This window comes from Thauera butanivorans NBRC 103042 (genome assembly GCF_001591165.1).
Classification (GTDB): Bacteria; Pseudomonadota; Gammaproteobacteria; order Burkholderiales; family Rhodocyclaceae; genus Thauera; species Thauera butanivorans.
In genome coordinates, this window is record NZ_BCUG01000003.1 from 17,631 (window position 1) to 33,527 (window position 15,897).

General features: G+C 66.5%; 13 protein-coding genes, 1 tRNA gene and 1 riboswitch. Of the genes, 7 read left to right on the forward strand and 7 right to left on the reverse strand.

Features of this window, described 5'->3' with window-relative positions:
• Positions 1–24: 24 nt before the first annotated feature.
• From TBU01S_RS01385 to TBU01S_RS01405, 5 genes are all read left to right on the forward strand, one after another.
• Positions 25–1,374: an NAD(P)/FAD-dependent oxidoreductase gene (locus TBU01S_RS01385; RefSeq protein ID WP_068634851.1), complete on the forward strand. Its 1,350-nt coding sequence runs from the start codon at positions 25–27 to the stop codon at positions 1,372–1,374.
• 13 nt (positions 1,375–1,387) lie between these two features.
• The gene (locus TBU01S_RS01390; protein ID WP_068634852.1) at positions 1,388–1,726 is read left to right on the forward strand and encodes a hypothetical protein; all 339 of its coding nucleotides are present in this window, start codon (positions 1,388–1,390) and stop codon (positions 1,724–1,726) included.
• Between the two features lie 35 nt (positions 1,727–1,761).
• Entirely contained in the window at positions 1,762–2,310 is a 549-nt protein-coding gene (locus TBU01S_RS01395) for a rhodanese-like domain-containing protein (protein WP_068634853.1), read from the forward strand.
• Between the two features lie 115 nt (positions 2,311–2,425).
• Complete coding sequence (gene yghU, locus TBU01S_RS01400) at positions 2,426–3,298, forward strand: glutathione-dependent disulfide-bond oxidoreductase (RefSeq protein WP_068634854.1); 873 nt, start codon at positions 2,426–2,428, stop codon at positions 3,296–3,298.
• Between the two features lie 118 nt (positions 3,299–3,416).
• Positions 3,417–3,589: riboswitch (yybP-ykoY riboswitch) on the forward strand.
• Positions 3,590–3,597: 8 nt separating this feature from the next.
• Complete coding sequence (locus TBU01S_RS01405; RefSeq protein WP_068634855.1) at positions 3,598–4,170, forward strand: TMEM165/GDT1 family protein; 573 nt, start codon at positions 3,598–3,600, stop codon at positions 4,168–4,170.
• A gap of 149 nt (positions 4,171–4,319) precedes the next feature.
• Here the strand turns inward: TBU01S_RS01405 and TBU01S_RS01410 are convergent.
• From TBU01S_RS01410 to TBU01S_RS01440, 7 genes are all read right to left on the reverse strand, one after another.
• A tRNA-Ala gene (locus TBU01S_RS01410) sits at positions 4,320–4,395 on the reverse strand.
• Between the two features lie 89 nt (positions 4,396–4,484).
• Positions 4,485–5,558 carry an L-threonylcarbamoyladenylate synthase gene (locus tag TBU01S_RS01415; RefSeq protein WP_068634856.1) on the reverse strand — a complete coding sequence of 358 codons (1,074 nt, stop codon included), beginning with the start codon at positions 5,556–5,558 and terminating at the stop codon, positions 4,485–4,487.
• A 7-nt stretch (positions 5,559–5,565) separates the two neighbouring features.
• Entirely contained in the window at positions 5,566–6,744 is a 1,179-nt protein-coding gene (locus TBU01S_RS01420) for a 5-(carboxyamino)imidazole ribonucleotide synthase (RefSeq protein ID WP_068634857.1), read from the reverse strand.
• 48 nt (positions 6,745–6,792) lie between these two features.
• Positions 6,793–7,302, reverse strand: coding sequence for a 5-(carboxyamino)imidazole ribonucleotide mutase (gene purE / locus TBU01S_RS01425; protein WP_068634858.1), 510 nt, complete (start codon positions 7,300–7,302; stop codon positions 6,793–6,795).
• Positions 7,303–7,318: 16 nt separating this feature from the next.
• The gene (gene folD, locus TBU01S_RS01430) at positions 7,319–8,194 is read right to left on the reverse strand and encodes a bifunctional methylenetetrahydrofolate dehydrogenase/methenyltetrahydrofolate cyclohydrolase FolD (RefSeq protein WP_068634859.1); all 876 of its coding nucleotides are present in this window, start codon (positions 8,192–8,194) and stop codon (positions 7,319–7,321) included.
• Between the two features lie 155 nt (positions 8,195–8,349).
• The gene (locus TBU01S_RS01435) at positions 8,350–8,988 is read right to left on the reverse strand and encodes a response regulator transcription factor (RefSeq protein ID WP_068634860.1); all 639 of its coding nucleotides are present in this window, start codon (positions 8,986–8,988) and stop codon (positions 8,350–8,352) included.
• Positions 8,963–11,083: a PAS domain-containing sensor histidine kinase gene (locus tag TBU01S_RS01440; protein ID WP_068634861.1), complete on the reverse strand. Its 2,121-nt coding sequence runs from the start codon at positions 11,081–11,083 to the stop codon at positions 8,963–8,965. Before TBU01S_RS01440 ends, TBU01S_RS01435 begins: the two co-directional genes overlap by 26 nt.
• Before the next feature lie 467 nt (positions 11,084–11,550).
• On the opposite strand from TBU01S_RS01440, the gene aceE reads away from it, so the two are divergent.
• Entirely contained in the window at positions 11,551–14,232 is a 2,682-nt protein-coding gene (aceE, locus tag TBU01S_RS01445) for a pyruvate dehydrogenase (acetyl-transferring), homodimeric type (RefSeq protein ID WP_068634862.1), read from the forward strand.
• A 20-nt stretch (positions 14,233–14,252) separates the two neighbouring features.
• The gene (gene aceF / locus TBU01S_RS01450) at positions 14,253–15,893 is read left to right on the forward strand and encodes a dihydrolipoyllysine-residue acetyltransferase (protein ID WP_068634863.1); all 1,641 of its coding nucleotides are present in this window, start codon (positions 14,253–14,255) and stop codon (positions 15,891–15,893) included.
• Positions 15,894–15,897: the final 4 nt, after the last annotated feature.

The window sequence follows — 15,897 nt, forward strand, 5'->3', positions numbered from 1 at the left end:
ACCATGCCAGCCGGGGGAGAAGGAATGTCCGACAAATCCGAAGCATGTCCATCCGCAGCGCCAGCCAACGGTCGCCGCCGTTTCCTGCTCGGTGCATCGGCGCTACCGGCCATTGCCGGCGCCGGCCTGACGCTCGCCGGCGCGCCTGCGCACGCTGCCCTGAAGACTTCGGCGCACATCGTCATCGCCGGCAGCGGCCTGGGCGGCCTGGCCATCGCCGCACGCCTGTCGCGCGGACTGGACGGAGCGAAGATCACCGTCATCGACCGCAAGGAAATCCACAACTACCAGCCGGGCTACACCCTCGTGGCCACCGGCATCTGGCCGGTCGACAAGGTCAGCGACCGCAACGTCGACCTGATGCCGGCCGGCGTCGAGTGGGTGCGCGAGATGGTCGCGGAGTTCGACCCGGTTGCCAACGCCGTCGTCACCGACAGCGGGCGGCGCATCGAATACGACTATCTGGTCGTGGCCACCGGCCTGCATCTCGACTACGCGCAGATCGAAGGCATGGACGTCGCCGCCATCGGCAGCAACGGCCTCGGCAGCGTCTATCCCGGCCCCGCCGCCGCCGAAGCGACCTGGCATGCGATGGACAGCTTCCGCCGGAAAGGCGGCTCGGCGTTGATGACCCTGCCTGCCACGCCACTGAAATGCGCCGGCGCGCCGCTGAAGATGACTTTCATGGTCGTCGACCGGCTCAAGCAGGCCGGCACCCGCGGCGCATCGAACATCGCCTTCCACTCCGCGCTGGACAACATCTTCAGCGTGCCCCGCATCAACGACGAAGTACTGCGCCGCTGGGCCGAACTGGACATCCCCGTCACCTTCAACAGCAAGCTGGTCGCGGTCGACATCGGCGCCCGCCGCGCCACCGTCGCCAACCCCGAAGGCGAACGCCGCGAAATCGGCTACGACTTCATCCACGTCGTGCCGCCGATGCGCGCACCGGACGCGGTCATGAACAGCCCCCTGCCTTGGCAGCAAGGCGGCTTCGCCGCAGGCGGCTGGCTCGAAGTCGATCCCGGGACCCTGCGCCACCGCCGCTTCCCCAATGTCTTCGGCCTGGGCGACATCAACGGCACCGGCAAGGGCAAGACCGCTGCCACGATCAAGAAGAGCGCGCCGCTCGTCGCGCAGAACCTGATCGACGTCATCGCCGGCCGCGAACCCTCGCAGCACTTCGACGGCTACACCTCCTGCCCGCTGCTGATCCGCGAAGGCTCGGCGTTGCTGGTCGAGTTCGACTACGACAACAGGCTGACGCCCTCGCTGCCGATGATCGATCCGCTGCAGGACAGCTATTTCGCCTGGATCATGAAGTACCGCCTGCTCAAGCCCGCCTACATGGCGGTGCTCAAGGGCCGCGTCTGAGGAGGAAAACGGCATGTACGAAATCTGGCTGACCCTCAACATCCTGTTCGAACTGGGCCTGCAATATCTGCCGGAGGTCATCGGTACCGCGCTGCTGTGGGCGATGCTGATGCTGTTCGCCGCCACCCGGCCCGGCGTGGGCTGGCGGCAAGGTCTCGTCCCCGCCATCGCGGTCGGTGCCATCGTCACCGTGATCAGCTTCCTCGTCACTCCGGGCATGACCAAGTCGTCCTTCGCCAACATGGGCTACTGGGTCGACTGGATGAACCTGTTCTTCTACGCCGCCGCCTTCGGCGCAGTTGCTGCCGCACTGGCCTGGCCGATCGCTGCCAGCATGTACCGGACTGCCTGAAGCCCGCCAACCCACTCACAGGAACCACTGCCGCCATGAAACGCCTTCTGATCGCAGCCGCCCTCAGCCTCGCCAGCCTGTCCGCACAGGCAGCCGACATCGCCATTTCGGCCGAGGAAACCTACGCCAAGATCCGTAACGCCGAGCCGGACGTGCTGTTCGTCGATGTCCGCGATCCGGTCGAGATCATGTTCGTCGGCTTCACCGACGCCGTGCATGTCAACATTCCCTTTCTCCTGGTCGACCGCAGCCAGTGGAATACCGAACGCAGCGTCTTCCGCCTGTACCAGAACCCGGATTTCGCCGCCCAGATCAAGGCCGAACTGGACAAGCGCGGCATGGGCACCGACGCCGAAATCATCACCATGTGCCGCTCGGGCAGCGAGCGCGGCGAACCCAGCGCCAGCTTCCTGCGCGCCAACGGCTTCCCCAACGCCCGCTACGTGGTCAACGGCTTTCAGGGCGCGGCGATCAAGGACGGCCCGCAGGCCGGCTTCCGGCTGATGAACGGCTGGCAGAACAGCGGACTGCCGTGGTCGCCGAAGATGAATGCCGGCAAGGTCTACCGCATCGACCAGCGCTGACCTCCACAACCGCGCGTCGCAACCGGATACAGGCGGCCTCTGGCGTCCGCCTCGAATTCCGCAACGTGCTCCTCTATCATGCTGGCTTCGTCGAACCCACGCTGAAGGTCCGAGCATGACAGACACCACTTACACCCCACCCAGGGTCTGGACCTGGGACAAGGCCAACGGCGGCCGCTTCGCCAACATCAACCGGCCGATCGCCGGTCCTACCCACGACCGCGAGCTACCGCGCGGCAAGCACCCGCTGCAGCTGTACTCGCTGGCCACGCCGAACGGCGTCAAAGTCGGCGTGATGCTGGAAGAACTGCTGGCCCTCGGCCACAGCGGCGCCGAGTACGACGCCTGGTTGATCCGCATCAACGACGGCGACCAGTTCGGCAGCGGCTTCGTCGGCGTCAACCCGAACTCCAAGATTCCCGCCCTGCTCGATTGCAGCGGCCCGGAGCCGGTCAGGGTGTTCGAATCCGGCGCAATCCTGCTCTACCTGGCGGAAAAGTTCGGCGCCTTCGTGCCCACCGACCTTGCGCGACACGCGGAATGCCTGTCCTGGCTGTTCTGGCAGATGGGCAGCGCGCCCTATCTGGGCGGCGGTTTCGGCCACTTCTATGCCTACGCACCGAGCAAGATCGAATACGCCATCGACCGCTTCGCGATGGAAGCGAAGCGCCAGATGGATGTACTGAACCGCAGGCTGGCCGAAAGCCGCTACATCGCCGGCGATGAATACACCATCGCCGACATCGCGATCTGGCCGTGGTACGGCGGCATGGTGTTGGGCCAGCTGTACGATGCCGCCGAGTTCCTGCAGGTGCAGGACTACCCCCATCTCGTGCGCTGGGCCAATGAAATCGCCGCCCGCCCTGCGGTCAAGCGCGGCCGCATGGTCAATCGTGTCAGCGGGCCGCTCGACCAGCAGCTCCACGAACGCCACGATGCGTCCGACTTCGACACCCGTACGCAGGACAAGCTGCAAGCCGAGTCCTGACTTTTTCCGGCAAGGCACCCGGAGGGGCACGGCAACAAGCTGCCACCCTTCCGGCCCGCCCTTCGGCACAAAAACCACACCGGGTTCCGACACCAGCGCACCGATGCTAGAATCGCGCCCGCTCGTCATCGGGGAGTAGCCGCCCTGCTCAATGCAGGGGTGCGCGTCAACATGCTTGGCCGACAGGCCATGGCGCGTGCAGCTTTCAGGCCTGGCAAGACCTTTGACCGCACTGCCTACGGGAAGGGCCGGGAGGTGGTGTGGTCTTTCGTCCTTCCGGCCCTGGAGTTCCCTGTTTCATGGAAGCGTTTCTGGTATCCACCGGCGTCGTCGCGCTCGGCGAAATGGGCGACAAGACCCAGTTGCTCGCCATCATCCTGGCCGCCACCTTCCGTCGCCCCTGGACCATCATCGCCGGCATCTTCGTCGCCACCCTGGTCAACCACGCCGCGGCAGGCGCAGTCGGCGGCTGGGTCGCCCAGGCGCTCGGGCCGGACGTGCTGCGCTGGGTCATCGGCATCTCCTTCATCGCCATGGCGGTGTGGATGATGATCCCGGACAAGATCGAGGACGATGCCGCCCGGAACACCCGCGGGCTGGGCGTGTTCGGCACCACCGTGGTGGCCTTCTTCCTCGCCGAGATGGGCGACAAGACGCAGATCGCCACCGTCGCCCTCGCCGCGCGCTACGCCGAAGTCGTCCAGGTCATCCTGGGCACCACGCTGGGCATGATGCTGGCGAACGTGCCGGCGGTCTTCCTCGGCGACAAGATCGCCAAGAAGGTTTCGATGCAGCTGGTGCACGGCATCGCTGCCGCCATCTTCTGTATCCTGGGCGTGCTGACGCTGTTCAATGCCGGCAGCCTGTTCTGAGTAACCTGACTGGTGGGGATGAGCCAGAACATGGCCACCTCACCGAGCCTGTCTTGCACATGCCATCTGCCGCACTGCGCCTGCGAAGAGCCACTTCAAAAGCAAAAAGCGCATTACACATACCGTGTAATGCGCTTTTCATCCTGATCTGGTGGACCGAAGGAGGATCGAACTCCCGACCTCTGCATTGCGAACGCAGCGCTCTCCCAGCTGAGCTATCGGCCCTGAAAGAGCGCGCATTATAGGGAGCCGAGGCGTGAAATGGAAGCCCCTTCGGGACTGTCATCGCTGCGATGGCGGCATTCGATGCTTCGTCAGCCTTCGCCGGAGCCGACTGCTGCGCGCCCCAGCCGGTCGGCGAGCGCACGCCATGCCGGATCGTCGGGCGGGGCCTCGACGAGGATGAAATCGGCGTCCAGCGTGTCCGCAGTACGCAGGCTGGCGTAAAGCTCGCGGGCATAGGTGGCGGGATCAGCGGGCATGGGTTGCCAGATCAGGCGTGAATCACGCGGATCGGCCTGGCTGTGTGCCAGCACCGCGACACGGCTGCCCTCGCCTGCCAACGTGGCCGCTTCGTCGGCCAGCAGGGCGGGCGGCACCAGGCGCAGCGGCGTGCGCGGCGCATAGTGGGCGGCCAGCGCGCCGGAGACACGCGGTGCGAGTGTGCTTGGTATCGAGGCAGTTGCCGTCCGCCCTGCGTCCCGGCTCTGCGCTTCCTCGACCTCGCCGCGCACGCGCGGGCGGCGGCCGATGACGCGGGCGATGGCTTCGGGCGTGATCGCACCGGGCCGCAGGATCTCGGGAACGTCGCGCGAGAAGTCCAGGATGGTGGATTCGATGCCGACCGCGCACGGCCCACCATCGACCACCATGGCGACGCGCTCGCCGAGTTCTTCCCGGACGTGTTCGGCGGTGGTCGGGCTGATGCGGCCGAAGCGGTTGGCGCTGGGCGCGGCGATGCCCGAGCCGAAGACCTGCAGCATCGCCAGCGCGATGGAATGCGAGGGCACGCGCAGGCCGACGGTGTCCTGCCCGCCGGTGACTTCGTCGGGTACATCCGGGGAGCGCTTCAGGATCAGCGTCAGCGGGCCGGGCCAGAAGGCGCGGGCGAGCGCGATGGCGTCCTTGGAGATACTGGCGGCCCAGCGCGGCAGATGGTCGGCCGACGGCAGATGCACGATCAGCGGGTGGTCGGCAGGTCGGCCCTTGGCAGCGAAGATCTTCTTCACCGCCTCCGGGTTCAGCGCATCGGCGGCCAGCCCATAGACGGTTTCGGTCGGCATGCCGACGATGTCGCCGGCGCGCAGCAGGGCGGCGGCGTCACGGATCGCCACCAGCGTGGGGGGCTCGATGCGGCCGCGCGGCTTCGCTGCGGTGTCCTTGCTCATTCGCCGCTCACTCGTCGCGGATGCCGATCGCGGCGCGGGCCTGCAGCGCACGCTGCAGCACTTCGTCCGCGTCCTCGCCGGTGACGACGAAGTGGCCCATCTTGCGCCCGGGGCGAGCGTGGTGCTTGCCGTACAGGTGCAGGCGCAGGCCGGACACGGCGTGCAGCACGGCCCAGCCGGGTTCGTGGTAGGCGCCATGGCCCTTGCCGTCGGCGTACCAGAGCTCGCCGAGCAGATTGACCATGACCGCCGCCGAGTGCTGGCGCGGCGTGGCGAGCGGCAGGCCGCACAGCGCCCTGACCTGCTGCTCGTACTGGCTGGCGTCACAGGCGTCGATGGTGTGGTGGCCGCTGTTGTGCGGACGCGGCGCCATTTCATTGACGAAGAGCTCGCCGCCGCAGACGAAGAACTCCACCCCCAGCGTGCCGACGTAGCCGAGCTTTTCGGCGATGCGTTCGGCGATCTGGCGGGCCTCGTCCCTCAATTCGGCCGAGGTCTGCGCCGGTGCGATGGTGACGTCGAGGATGCCGTTGCGGTGGCGGTTCTCGCCGGCCGCGAAGCAGCGCACCGTGCCCGCCTCGTCGCGCGCCAGCACCACCGAGACTTCGCAGTCCAGCGTCAGCATCTTCTCCAGCACACAGGGCTCGCCCTTGAAATGCTGAAAGGCGGCGATCGCTTCGTCGTGGCTGGCGACCCGCGCCTGGCCCTTGCCGTCGTAGCCGAAGCGCGCAACCTTGAGCACCGCCGGAAACAGTCCGGCATCGGCATCGCGGACGTCGTCCTCGCTGCGGATCACCGCGAAGGGGCCGTGCGGCAGGCCGTTGTCGGCGAGGAAGGATTTTTCGGCGATGCGGTTCTGGCACACCGCCACCGCGCTCGCCGCCGGATGCACCGGGATGAACTTGCTGAGGTAGTCCAGCGTGCCGGCCGGCACGTTCTCGAACTCGGTCGTGACTGCGGCACAGCTGCCGCCCAGTTCGTCGAGCGCGGCATAGTCTTCGTAAGCGGCGACCAGATGGCGGTCGGCGATCAGGCCGGCAGGACTGTGCGGATCGGGATCGAGCACCCACACCTTGTAGCCCATCTCATGCGCCGCGGCGACGAAGAAGCGGCCGAGCTGGCCGCCACCGAGCATGCCCAGCGTGGCGGGCGGAAGGATCGTGGAGGAAGTCTTGCTGGACGACATGAGGGGCCTTCAGTGGGCGGAAATCAGCGGATACGGCCACGCGGCGCTTCAGGCCGGCGGCGGCAGTTCCATGTCGAGCACGGTCCGGGTCTGGCGCGCACGGAAGGCATCGAGCCGCGCCGCCAGTTCGGCGTTCTCGTTGGCCAGCAGCGCCACCGCGAACAGGCCGGCGTTGGCCGCGCCGGCTTCGCCGATGGCGAAGGTCGCCACCGGGATGCCCTTGGGCATCTGCACGATGGACAGCAGCGAATCCTGGCCCGACAGCGCCTTCGACTGCACCGGCACGCCGAGCACCGGCAGCGTGGTCTTGGCCGCGACCATGCCGGGCAGGTGGGCCGCGCCGCCGGCACCGGCGATGATCGCCTTCAGCCCGCGACCGCGCGCGGCTTCGGCGTATTCGAACATCAGGTCGGGCGTGCGGTGGGCCGACACCACCCGCGCCTCGTAGGACACGCCGAATTCGGCCAGCACCTTGGCCGCCGCCTGCATGGTCGGCCAGTCGGAGTTCGAGCCCATGATGATGCCCACCAGGGGCTGGGGGGACGCGGTCGTGTTCATCGTCGATCCTCCAGGGTCACTTGCCGGCGTCGCGCGCCGCACGCTCGGCGGACACCACGGTGTTTTCCAACAGCATCGTGATCGTCATCGGCCCGACGCCGCCCGGCACCGGCGTGATCGCACCGGCGACGTCCACCGCCGAGGCGAAATCGACGTCGCCGCACAGCTTGCCGGCATCCGGGCCGCTGTCGAGGCGGTTGATGCCGACGTCGATGACGGTCGCACCCGGCTTGATCATGTCGCCGGTGACGAAGCGCGGCTTGCCGATGGCGGCGACGACGATGTCGGCACGGCGGGTGTGGAAGGCCAGGTCGCGCGTCTTCGAGTGGCACACGGTGACGGTGGCGCCGGCATTGGTCAGCAGCATCGCCATCGGCTTGCCGACGATGTTGGAGCGGCCGATGACCACCGCTTCGGCGCCCTGCACCGGCACTTCGGCCGTCTCCAGCATCTTCATGACGCCGTTCGGCGTGCAGGGGACGAAGCCTTCGCGGTTCTGCGACAGCAGGCCGACGTTCTCGGCGTGGAAGCCGTCGACGTCCTTGCGGATGTCGATCGCCTCGAGCACCGCCGTCTCGTCCAGATGGGCGGGCAATGGCAATTGCACCAGGATGCCATGCACGGACGGGTCGGCGTTCAGCTCGGCGAGCCTGGCCATGACTTCCTGCTGGCTGGCGTCCTGCGGATAGTCGAAGCGCAGCGAGCGGATGCCGGCCTTCTCGCAGCCGGCGACCTTGTTGCGCACATAGACGGCGGAAGCGGGGTCGCCGCCGACCAGGATGACCGCCAGGCAAGGTTGCACACCGCGTGCCGTCAACGCTGCGGCACGTTCTGCGATTTCGCCGCGGACACGCGCCGAGAGGGCGTTGCCGTCGATGATGCGAGCGGTCATCGGTAAAGCCTCGAAAAAGGCAGGATTTTACAGCAAGGCGCCCGCGCCGCGTACCCATCCAATGCCCGGTCCAGGCGCTCGTTGCCACTGCTGCGTCAGCGACGATCAATCCATTTCGAGCCACCTGGCCATCGCCCGGCCCGGCAGCTCGGCTCTCAGCGCAGCAGTGCGCCCGGCTCCACCGTGACGACGTGCTGCACCAGTTCGGCCAGCGAACTGGCGCCCATCTTTTCCATCACGCGGGCGCGGTGCACTTCCACGGTCTTGATGCTGATGCCCAGCACGTCGGCGATCTGCTTGTTGAGCTTGCCGACGATGATGAGGTCCAGCACCTCCCGCTCGCGCTGGGTGAGATGGTCGAGCCGGCGCGCAGTGTCCGCCTCCTGCAGGCGCTTGCTGCGGCTTTCGCGCTCGAGCGTCAGGCATTGCTCGATCAGGCGCAGCATGTCGCGCTCGCTGAACGGCTTCTCGATGAAATCGACCGCGCCCTTCTTCAGCGCCGACACCGCCATCGGCACGTCGCCATGGCCGGTGATGAAGACGACCGGCAGGGTACAACGCCGGCGCCCCAGCTCCTCGAACATCTCCAGTCCGCTCATGCCCGGCATGCGCACGTCCAGCACGATACAGCCCGCCATGTCGGGGCGGCAGCCTTCGAGAAAGGCTTCGGCGGATTCGTAGGTCAGCACCTTGTAGTTGTTGCCTTCGAGCATCCAGGTCATGGAATCCCGCAGGGCTTCGTCGTCGTCGACGACATGGATGATTTGTTCAAGCGCTGGGTGCAACTCGCTCACTTACGGACTCCGCCGGCAGGGTAAACGAGAATATGGTACCCCCTTCCGGGTTGTCGTCGACAATCAAACGACCATCGTGGAACTCGATGATCGAGCGGCAGATGTTCAGGCCCATGCCCATGCCCTCTGCCTTGGTGGTGTAGAACGGCGTGAACAACCGCTGGCGCCCCTCCTCGCTGATGCCGTGGCCACGGTCGATCACCGCCACCTCGATCGCCTCGGCCATGTCCTCGCCGCAGCGGCGTGCGCGCACCACCAGCAGCCGCTGCTCCGGCAGCGTGTCGGCCATCGCATCGAGGCCATTGCGGATCAGGTTCAGCACCACCTGCTCGATCATGATGCGGTCGGCGAACACCGGCGGCAGGTCTGGTTCGATGTCGGCCACCAGCCTGATGCCGGTGCGGCGCGCATCGATGTCGGCGAAACCGAGCGCGTCGTCGAGGATGTCGACCAGATTGACCGCGCTGCGGCGCGGCTCGCTCTTCTTCACGAACTCGCGCACGCGGCGGATGATCTTGCCGGCGCGCTCGGCCTGGAAGCTGGCTTTCTGCATCGCCGTCAGCACGTCCTCGGGCTTCCACCTGCCGCCCTGCATGCGCGTCACGCAGCCGGCGCAGTAGTTGGCGATCGCCGACAGCGGCTGGTTCAGCTCGTGCGCCAGCGTCGACGCCATCTCGCCCATCGTGATCAGGCGCGAGGTGCGCTGCAGCCGCTCTTCCTGCTGGCGCGCCACCTCGGCGGTCTGCTTGCGCTCGGTGCTGTCGGTGGCGATGCCCATGCGCACCACCCGGCCATCCACCCAGCGCATCGCCTGCTCGCGCACGTGGTACCAGCGCCCCGACAAGGGGTGCTGCAATTCACCGTCGAACAGCTCGCGCGGCAGGTCGGCCGCCGTCAGGCCGCGCGGATCGACGCGATAGTCGCCGCGCTCGGGCTGGGGCACGGCGACGCCGCGCACCGTGCGGCCCACCGCGTCGAAGCCGTTGATGCGCTTGAAGGCACGGTTGGCGAACAGGATCTCGTCGCTGCGGGCATCGGCCACGAACACCGCCGCATCCAGCCCGTCCAGCACCGCCTCGAAGCGCTCGTGGGTCGCCTCCAGCGCGGCGCGCACGCGCTTGGGCTCGGTGATGTCGGTGATCGACGCCATCCAGCCCGTCTGCTGCCCGCTGGCATCGATCAGCGGCGACAGGTAGAAGCGCGCGTCGAAGCGTTCGCCGTTGCGGCGCTGGATGCGCAGTTCGAAGCCGCTGGCCGGCGCCAGCCCGTCGAGCGTCATCTGCAGGTTGCGCTCGCAGACATCCTGTGTCTCCTTCGGCCAGTACGGAAAAGGCGCGGTCGCGCCGACCAGTTCCTCCTCGCGCCAGCCCACCATGCGGCAGAAGGCAGAATTCACATAGATGATGCGGCCGCTGAGGTCGATGGCACGCAGCCCGGTCAGCACCGAATCCTCCATCGCCTTGCGGAAGGCGGACTCGGCACGCAGGGCCTGCTCCGCCGCCTTGCTGCCGGTGATGTCGCGGGCCACGGCATAGACGAGGCCCTCCTCGGGCACCGGGTTGATGCTCCACTCCAGCCATTTGTAGCTGCCGTCCGCACAGCGGCAGCGGTTCTCGAACTTCACCGGCTCGCCGGCCGCCAGGCGGCGCAAGGCATCGAGCGTCGTGCCGATGTCTTCGTCGTGGACGAAATCGACCATCGGCTGGCCTGCCAGGCTGTCGGGCACCTGGCCGAGGATGCGCTCGAAGGCCGGGTTGCAGCGGCGGAAGCTGCCATCCAGGTCCGCCACACACAGCATGTCGAGCGAGAGATCGAACAATCTGTCGCGCTCCTTCTCGACCTGCTCGCGGCGCTGCACGTGGATGCGCAGCGACCACAGGCTCCACAGCACCAGCACCGACAGGCCCAGGATCAGCGCCGCGGGCAGCGCCCATTGCAGCTCACGCAAGGCTGCGTCGCGTTCGATCTCGAACCCGGGCTGCAGCAGCAACCACACCAGTGCCAGCATGCCCAGCGCAAAAAACAGCACGACCACACAGGGGACGGCCCAATACCGGTGCGGCGGACCACCGCGGGCAGAGTCGGAACGGAACATGGAAGGCTTCGGCGGAAGGGGCTGGAATGATGCGGTGCAATACCCGCCGCCCGATTGTCGGTGAGCCCTCCGGCAATCGTCATCCGGTTTAACCCTTATCACGGCATCCGGGTTTCCGCCAACTTTCCCGCCTCCCTGCCTGCCAATACAGTTTGGATATGCTGTCCTCCGTCATCACGCGCCGCCGCCCCGCTCCGGCCTTCCGCTTGCGTGCTCGTCAGAGCCCTGTTTCGGCCATGACGATGAAGCACGAACACAGCCCGCTCCGCCACCGTTTCCATGCTTTCGGACATGCGCCCCATGCGCGTATCCGGGCTTCGCCGCGTCAACATCATTGCACATTGCGAAAAGTGGTTTTATAGTTCGAAAAGTCAGCCGCTGGTTGCCGAGGCGGCTGCGTCCGTACCACCAACAGACCTGCCCGACAAGGCAGGATTCGCCAACCGAACGTCATGAGGAGACAGACCATGACCGGAATCAGCAACGTTCCCGCGCAAAACGATACCGACGCGCAGGAAACGAAGGAATGGATGGATGCACTCGCCGCCGTCGTCGAAAAAGAAGGCCCGCAGCGCGCCCACTATCTGATCGAAACCCTGATCGCGACCGCACGCCAGGAAGGGGTGAACATCCCCTATTCGGCCACCACCGAGTACATCAACACCATTCCGGTCGAACAGCAGCCCCCCTATCCCGGCAACGCGGACATGGAGATCAAGATCCACTCCTACATCCGCTGGAACGCCATGGCGATGGTGGTACGCGCCAACAAGGGCACCAACGTCGGCGGCCACATCGCCTCGTTCGCCTCCGCAGCCGCCCTCTATGACGTCGGCTTCTCGCACTTCTGGCACGCGCCGTCGGCCAAGCACGACGGCGACATGATCTATTTCCAGGGCCACTCGGTGCCCGGCATCTACGCCCGCGCCTACATGCTGGGCCGCCTGACCGAAGAGCAGATGGACAACTTCCGCCAGGAAGTCGGCGGCAAGGGCATCTCTTCCTACCCCCACCCCTGGCTGATGCCGGAGTTCTGGCAGTTCCCCACCGTGTCGATGGGCCTCGGCCCGCTGTGCGCCATCTATTCGGCGCGCTTCATGAAGTACCTGGCCAGCCGCGGCATGATCGACCCCGCCCGCGCCGAACAGCGCAAGGTCTGGGCCTTCCTCGGCGACGGCGAAACCGATGAAGTCGAATCGCTGGGCGCCATCGGCATGGCCGCGCGCGAAAAGCTCGACAACCTGGTCTTCGTCATCAACTGCAACCTGCAGCGCCTCGACGGCCCGGTGCGCGGCAACGGCAAGATCATCCAGGAACTCGAATCCGAATTCCGCGGCGCCGGCTGGAACGTCATCAAGGTCATCTGGGGCACGCACTGGGATGCCCTGTTCGCCCGCGACAAGAAGGGCATCCTGCAGAAGCGCATGATGGAATGCGTCGATGGCGAGTACCAGACCTTCAAGGCCAAGGACGGCGCCTACGTGCGCGAGCACTTCTTCAACACCCCCGAACTGAAGGAACTGGTCGCCGACTGGACCGACAACCAGATCTGGCGCCTGAACCGCGGCGGCCACGACATCTTCAAGATCTTCGCCGCCTACAAGGCCGCCGCCGAGCACAAGGGCCAGCCGACGCTGATCCTGGCCAAGACCATCAAGGGCTTCGGCATGGGCCAGGCCGGCGAGGCGATGAACATCTCGCACCAGCAGAAGAAGATGGACATCGAAGCCATCCGCCGCTTCCGCGACCGCTTCGGCCTGCCGGTGCCCGACGACAAGCTGGAAGAACTGCCCTACCTGAAGTTCGAGGAAGACTCGCCCGAGCAGAAATATCTGCTGCAGGGCCGCATGAACCTCGGCGGCTTCCTGCCGCAACGCCGCACCAAGGCCGAACCGCTGGCCGTGCCCGCGCTGGAAACCTTCGCCGCACTGCTGAAGGCTTCGGGCGAAGGCCGCGAGCTGTCGACCACGATGGCGGTCGTGCGCATCATGAACACGCTGCTCAAGGACAAGCAGATCGGCAAGCACATCGTGCCGATCGTTCCCGACGAGTCGCGCACCTTCGGCATGGAAGGCATGTTCCGCCAGTACGGCATCTGGAACCAGGAAGGCCAGAAGTACGTGCCCGAAGACCATGACCAGCTCATGTTCTACAAGGAAAGCCAGACCGGCCAGGTGCTGCAGGAAGGCATCAACGAGGCCGGCGCGATGGCCGACTGGATCGCCGCCGGCACCGCCTACAGCGTGCATGGCGTGCAGATGATCCCGTTCTACATCTTCTATTCGATGTTCGGCCTGCAGCGCACCATGGACCTGTGCTGGGCGGCGGCCGACCAGCGTACCCGCGGCTTCATGATCGGCGGCACCGCCGGCCGCACCACGCTGAACGGCGAAGGCCTGCAGCACGAGGACGGCCACAGCCTGCTGATGGCCAACATGATCCCGAACTGCGTCAGCTACGACCCCACCTTCCAGTACGAGGTCGCGGTCATCGTGCAGGACGGTCTGCGCCGGATGTTCGCCGAACAGGAGGACATCTACTACTACATCACGGTGATGAACGAGAACTACGAACATCCCGAGATGCCTGCCGGCGCCGAAGCCGACATCCTCAAAGGCCTGTACCTGTTCCGCAAGGGCGGCGACGCCAAGGGTCCGCGCGTGCAGTTGATGGGTTCGGGCACGATCTTCCGCGAAGTCATCGCCGCCGCCGACCTGCTCAAGAACGACTGGGACGTCGAGGCCGACATCTGGGGCGCGCCCAGCTTCAACGAACTGGCCCGCAACGGCCACGACGTCGAGCGCTGGAACCTGCTGCACCCGATGGAAGAACCGAAGAAGTCCCACGTGCAGCAGAAGCTCGCCGGCACCGAAGGCCCGGTCATCGCCGCCACCGACTACATCCGCATGCTCCCCGAGCAGATCCGCGCGCAGATCGGCCGCAGCTACGTCACGCTGGGCACCGACGGCTTCGGCCGCTCCGACACCCGCGAGCAGTTGCGCCATTTCTTCGAGGTGGATCGCCACTGGGTGACGCTGGCCGCGCTGAAGGCGCTGGCCGATGACGGCGTGATCGGCCGCGACAAGGTCGCCGCCGCGGTGGTCAAGTACAACCTCGACCCGAACAAGCCGAACCCGATGTCGGTTTGAGCGAGCAAGGAGACAAGAACATGAGCCAACTCATCGAAGTAAAGGTTCCGGACATCGGCGATTTCGACGCGGTGCCCATCATCGAGCTGTTCGTCAAGGTCGGCGACAGCATCAATGTGGATGACGCGATCTGCACGCTCGAATCCGACAAGGCGACCATGGACGTGCCGTCGAGCACGGCCGGCGTGGTCAAGGAAATTCTCGTCAGCCTCGGCGACAAGGTGGCCGAAGGCACGGTGCTGATCAAGGTCGAGGCCGCCGGTGCCGCTGCTGCGGCCCCTGCTCCGGCTGCCGCCTCGGCGCCGGCACCCGCTGCCGCTCCGGTAGCGGCCCCGGCCGCCGCCGGCGGCGTGGTCGACGTCGTCGTGCCCGACATCGGCGACTTCTCCGACGTGCCGGTCATCGAGCTGTTCGTCAAGGCCGGCGACACCATCGCCGTCGATGACGCCATCGCCACGCTCGAATCCGACAAGGCGACCATGGACGTGCCGTCATCGGCCGCCGGCGTCGTCAAGGAAGTGCTGGTCAAGCTCGGCGACAAGGTCAGCCAGGGCGCCGTGCTGATCAAGGTCGAAGCCACAGGCGGCGCTGGCGCCGTCGCGGCGCCGGCCGCTGCACCCGCACCCGCCGCTGCTCCGGCAGCAGCCCCGGCTGCCGCCGCGCCGGCCCCTGCTGCCAGCGCCCCGGCACCGGCCGCGTCGCCGGCAGCGCCATCCGCGGTCACGCTCGGCGGCAAGGTGCACGCCAGCCCCTCGGTGCGCGCCTACGCCCGCGAACTCGGCGTCGATCTCGCCCAGGTCAAGGCCACCGGTCCCAAGGGCCGCATCATCAAGGAAGACGTCACCGCCTTCATCAAGGGTGCGATGAGCACCGGCGTGGTACCGGGCAAGACCCCGGCCGCTTCTGCCGTCGGCTCGCTGGGCGGCGGGCTCGACCTGCTGCCGTGGCCGAAGGTCGATTTCGCCAAGTTCGGCGAAATCGAAGTCAAGCCGCTGTCGCGCATCAAGAAGATCTCCGGCCAGAACCTCGCCCGCAACTGGGCGATGATCCCGGCAGTGACCTTCCACGAGGATGCCGACATCACCGACCTGGAAGCCTTCCGGGTGGCGATGAACAAGGAGAACGAGAAGTCCGGCAAGAAGCTCACCATGCTCGCCTTCATCATCAAGGCCTCGGTGCGCGCGCTGCAGGAATTCCCCGAGTTCAACACCTCGCTCGAAGGCGACAACCTGGTCTACAAGAAGTACTTCAACATCGCCTTCGCCGCCGACACGCCGAACGGCCTGGTGGTGCCGGTGGTCAAGGACGCCGACAAGAAGAGCGTGTTCGAGATCGCTGCCGAAACCGGTGCGCTGGCCAAGAAGGCGCGTGACGGCAAGCTCGGCCCGGCCGACATGTCCGGCGCCTGCTTCACGATCTCGTCGCTCGGCGGCATCGGCGGCACCTACTTCGCGCCGATCGTCAATGCACCCGAAGTCGCCATCCTCGGCGTCAACAAGTCGGCGATCAAGCCGGTGTGGGACGGCAAGCAGTTCGTGCCGCGCCTGATCCTGCCGATGTCGCTGACCGCCGACCACCGCGTCATCGACGGCGCCCTGGCGACCCGCTTCAACGTGTACCTCGCGCAACTGCTGGCGGACTTCCGCCGCGTGATGCTGTAAGGAG

What these genes read in the sequence shown, in the direction of transcription:
- purE (WP_068634858.1), bottom strand. Translation starts at nt 7,302, where the DNA reads ATGAACACGACCGCGTCCCCCCAGCCCCTGGTGGGCATCATCATGGGC.
- TBU01S_RS01420 (WP_068634857.1), bottom strand. Translation starts at nt 6,744, where the DNA reads ATGTCGTCCAGCAAGACTTCCTCCACGATCCTTCCGCCCGCCACGCTG.
- TBU01S_RS01395 (WP_068634853.1), top strand. Translation starts at nt 1,762, where the DNA reads ATGAAACGCCTTCTGATCGCAGCCGCCCTCAGCCTCGCCAGCCTGTCC.
- TBU01S_RS01390 (WP_068634852.1), top strand. Translation starts at nt 1,388, where the DNA reads ATGTACGAAATCTGGCTGACCCTCAACATCCTGTTCGAACTGGGCCTG.
- yghU (WP_068634854.1), top strand. Translation starts at nt 2,426, where the DNA reads ATGACAGACACCACTTACACCCCACCCAGGGTCTGGACCTGGGACAAG.
- aceE (WP_068634862.1), top strand. Translation starts at nt 11,551, where the DNA reads ATGACCGGAATCAGCAACGTTCCCGCGCAAAACGATACCGACGCGCAG.
- TBU01S_RS01405 (WP_068634855.1), top strand. Translation starts at nt 3,598, where the DNA reads ATGGAAGCGTTTCTGGTATCCACCGGCGTCGTCGCGCTCGGCGAAATG.
- folD (WP_068634859.1), bottom strand. Translation starts at nt 8,194, where the DNA reads ATGACCGCTCGCATCATCGACGGCAACGCCCTCTCGGCGCGTGTCCGC.
- TBU01S_RS01385 (WP_068634851.1), top strand. Translation starts at nt 25, where the DNA reads ATGTCCGACAAATCCGAAGCATGTCCATCCGCAGCGCCAGCCAACGGT.
- aceF (WP_068634863.1), top strand. Translation starts at nt 14,253, where the DNA reads ATGAGCCAACTCATCGAAGTAAAGGTTCCGGACATCGGCGATTTCGAC.
- TBU01S_RS01440 (WP_068634861.1), bottom strand. Translation starts at nt 11,083, where the DNA reads ATGTTCCGTTCCGACTCTGCCCGCGGTGGTCCGCCGCACCGGTATTGG.
- TBU01S_RS01415 (WP_068634856.1), bottom strand. Translation starts at nt 5,558, where the DNA reads ATGAGCAAGGACACCGCAGCGAAGCCGCGCGGCCGCATCGAGCCCCCC.